Source organism: Aliivibrio sp. SR45-2, from assembly GCF_963890165.1.
Lineage (GTDB): Bacteria > Pseudomonadota > Gammaproteobacteria > Enterobacterales > Vibrionaceae > Aliivibrio > Aliivibrio salmonicida.
Window position 1 is genome coordinate 1 of record NZ_CAWPRC010000139.1, and the last position, 215, is coordinate 215.

Below are 215 nucleotides of genomic sequence, written 5' to 3' on the forward strand. Positions count from 1 at the left end.
TTATCCGTATCGCCGCCACCCGGCAACGTACCATCCGCATCCGTCACCGTGATGTTAAACGCGCCCGTACTGGTTGAGCCATCGGTAGAGGTCGCAATAATATCAATCGAATGAGACGGCGCCGTGTCATGATCTAAATTGCCAATCACCGTCACCACACCCGTGGTGGCATCAATCGCAAATAGACCGGCATCAATATCATCTTGAGATAGGGT

The 215-nt window shown here is 52.1% G+C and carries 1 protein-coding gene; it reads right to left on the reverse strand.

Annotation, left to right across the window (positions count from 1 at the left end):
- A partial coding sequence (locus AACV33_RS06850; protein ID WP_182700755.1) for a cadherin repeat domain-containing protein occupies positions 1 to 215 on the reverse strand: 215 nt, incomplete at both ends.